This window comes from Nevskiales bacterium (assembly GCA_035574475.1).
Taxonomy (GTDB): domain Bacteria; phylum Pseudomonadota; class Gammaproteobacteria; order Nevskiales; family DATLYR01; genus DATLYR01.
The window spans coordinates 1-2909 of the sequence record DATLYR010000065.1 but is presented as its reverse complement, the minus strand read 5'-3'; the positions used below and the strand labels follow the sequence as shown (position 1 = coordinate 2909).

The window sequence follows — 2909 nt, the reverse complement described above, 5'->3', positions numbered from 1 at the left end:
CCGCCTCAACCATCCCAAGATCGAGGTGGTGTGCGTGGCCGGCGCCGGCCAGCCACAGCCCTTCGCCCTGGTGATGCTCTCGCTCGAGGCCCAGCAGGCGCTAGCCAACGGCGGCGACCGGCAGGCGCTGCAGGCCGAGCTGGAGACCTTGCTCGACCAGGTCAACGCCCAGGTCGAGGACCACGAGAAGCTGGACTACCTGGTGGTGGTGAAGGACCAGTGGACCATGGAGAACGGCTTCCTCACCCCGACCATGAAGATCAAGCGCAACGTCATCGAGAGCCGCTACGAGCCGCAGGTCGAGCGCTGGGCGCAGGCGCGTCAGAAGGTGATCTGGGAATAGACCTGGCGGCCGACCGGGATATGTTGCGTCGCAGCATGCCGATTGCTGAAAACCTACTATGGAGCCCGCGCCGGGCTCGCATTAGCATGATGGTCCGTCCGGGCAGATACGCATAACAACCAGCCCGGGTTTGGTGGCCAGGGACGGTCCTGCGCAGCCGGTGATGCCGGCGAGTGAGAGGAAGCGATGTCCCGTACCCGATTCAGGCCCCTCCGATTCCTGTTGACTGTGGCGCTGGCCCTTGGCCTGCTGTCGGCCTGCGGCGGCGGCAGCGAGGACGACAGCGGTGGGAACGGTGGCGGCAACCCGCCTCCGGGCAGCGGGGGCGGTGGCAGCCCGCCTCCAACCAGCGGCAACAGCCAGACCTTCCGCATCTGCCCCGCTGCGGGCAAGACCCCGGCCCAGCTGCAGGACGACACGCTGGTCGCCTTTTTCGAGGCGCGCGAGGGGGACGTCATCGAGTTCTGCGAGGGCCGCTACACGTTCAATACCGGCCTGTTCCTGCACAGCAAGCGCGGCATCACGATCAAGGGCGCGGGCAAGGACAAGACCATCCTCAGCTTCGACGAGAGCGCCAGTTCGGAAGGCATCAACGTCGCCTCCAGCGACGGCATCGTGATCCAGGGGCTCACCGTCGAGGACACCCCCGGCAACGCCATCCGCATCTTCCGCTCCAACTACGTGACGCTGCGTGACGTGCGCACGCGCTGGAGCGATGCCAACCCCTCCACGCCGGCCTACGATACGTCGGCCAACAACGGCGCGTATGGTCTGTACCCGGTCGAGTGCCGCTACGTGCTGATCGAGGACTCCGAATCGGTCGGCGCCTCCGACGCCGGCATCTACGTCGGCCAGACCTCGGACGTGATCGTGCGCCGCACGCGCGCCGAGTACAACGTGGCCGGCTTCGAGTTCGAGAACACTTATCGCGCGGTGTTCGAGGACAACATCGCCACCCGCAACACCGGCGGCTTCCTGGTGTTCGACCTGCCGGGCCTGCGCCAGTACGGGCAGAAGAACATCGTGCGCAACAACAAGTCCTATGCCAACAACACCAATAACTTTGCCCCGATCGGCAACATCGTCGGCGTAGTGCCGCGCGGCACCGGCATGCTGGTGCTGGCCACCGATCAGCTCGAGATCCACGGCAACGAGGTGTACGACAACGACACCGTGGGCCTGGCCATCGTCAACTTCGGCCTGGCCAACCCGAACGAGCCCGACATCAAGTACGACTTTTATCCCGAGGGCCTGCATATCCACAACAACCTGTTCCGCGACAACGGCGGTAACCCGCAGGAGCCCAACCCCGACCGTGGCGAGGCCTCGCTGCTGCCGCTGATCCTGCGCCTGAAGAACCTCGGCCGCGGCGCGCACATCGTCTGGGACGGTGGCGTGGACGCACCGAACGGCTGCAACGAGATCCCGAAAGACCCCGACGGCGTGCCCCTGACCCAGCCCAACCCGAAATACCCGCATGCCGAGCAGGGCGGGCGCACCGACGAGCGCGGCCGGCCCAACGTCACGCGCGAGGACAGCGTCGGCGGCTGCAAGTGGAACGCGTGGAAGTTCGACGCATCCGGCCGGCTCAAGCAACCGGACAACGGTATCTGCATCGCCGCGGACAACCGCTTCGAGAGCACCCGGCCGCAGACGCTGCTGACCAGCGACTTCCTCAACGCGCACGTGACCTCCAGCGATCCGGCGCAGCTGGTGCAGGACCTGCTCGTGCCGGGGTCCAACGACCTCACCCCGCACCGCTGCACGCCGCCGGCCTGGCGTGTGCCGCCCAAGATCCCGGCCACCGACGCCGACCTCGGCCTGCCCTTCGTGCCCGACCCGGACAGCGAGGACGCGCGCCCGAGCCCGGCCGAAGTGGCGGCCGCCTGCGTGGCGCCGGCCAACAACGGCGTCAACTACGCGGCCCTGCTCAAGTACGACTGTCCGCGACTGCAGCAGTACGGCCTGTTCAGCGATCCGCGGGACCCGCGCTCGGCGCCCAACGGCGGCGGCGTACCCTTCGAGCTGAACAGCGCGCTGTTCTCCGACTACGCGGTCAAGTACCGCGTGCTGTACCTGCCGCCCGGTACGCGGGCGAAATACAAGGACCACGGCAGCAGCGTCACTGCCACGCTCGACTTCCCAGTGGGCACGGTGATCGCCAAGACCTTCGCCTTCCGCAAGGACGATGCGCAGGGCAACCGGCTGTCGGAGGAGGTGATCGAGACGCGGCTTCTGATCAAGCGCGAGAATGCGCGCGGGCCGATCTGGGTCGGGCTGCCGTACGTATGGCAGAAGAATGCGCAAGGCCAGCTCGACCATGCGGTGCTGCGCGTGCAGGGCGGCGAATTCGCGGTCAGCTACGACTACCTGGATCCCGATCCCGAAGTGCTGGGCGGCGACGGCCAGCGCGCGCGCTATACCGGTACGGCGGAGCGCTACAACGTGCCGGCGGCGCTGAACTGCATCAGCTGTCACGGCGGCGACGACCGCGAGGCCGGTGCGGCGCCGATCGGGCTCAAGCCGCGCTACCTCAACCGAGACCACGTCTACGGCGGGGCGGCCA

The 2909-nt window shown here is 67.4% G+C and carries 2 protein-coding genes; both read left to right on the top strand.

The genetic code is table 11. From position 1 onward, the window contains the following. Window positions 1-343, top strand: a 343-nt coding sequence (locus tag VNJ47_03740; GenBank protein ID HXG27944.1) for an AMP-binding acetyl-CoA synthetase, incomplete at its 5' end; no start/stop codon positions are given. A gap of 228 nt (window positions 344-571) precedes the next feature. Continuing rightward, the coding region (locus VNJ47_03735) for a parallel beta-helix domain-containing protein (GenBank protein HXG27943.1) at window positions 572-2909 on the top strand (2338 nt) is incomplete at its 3' end.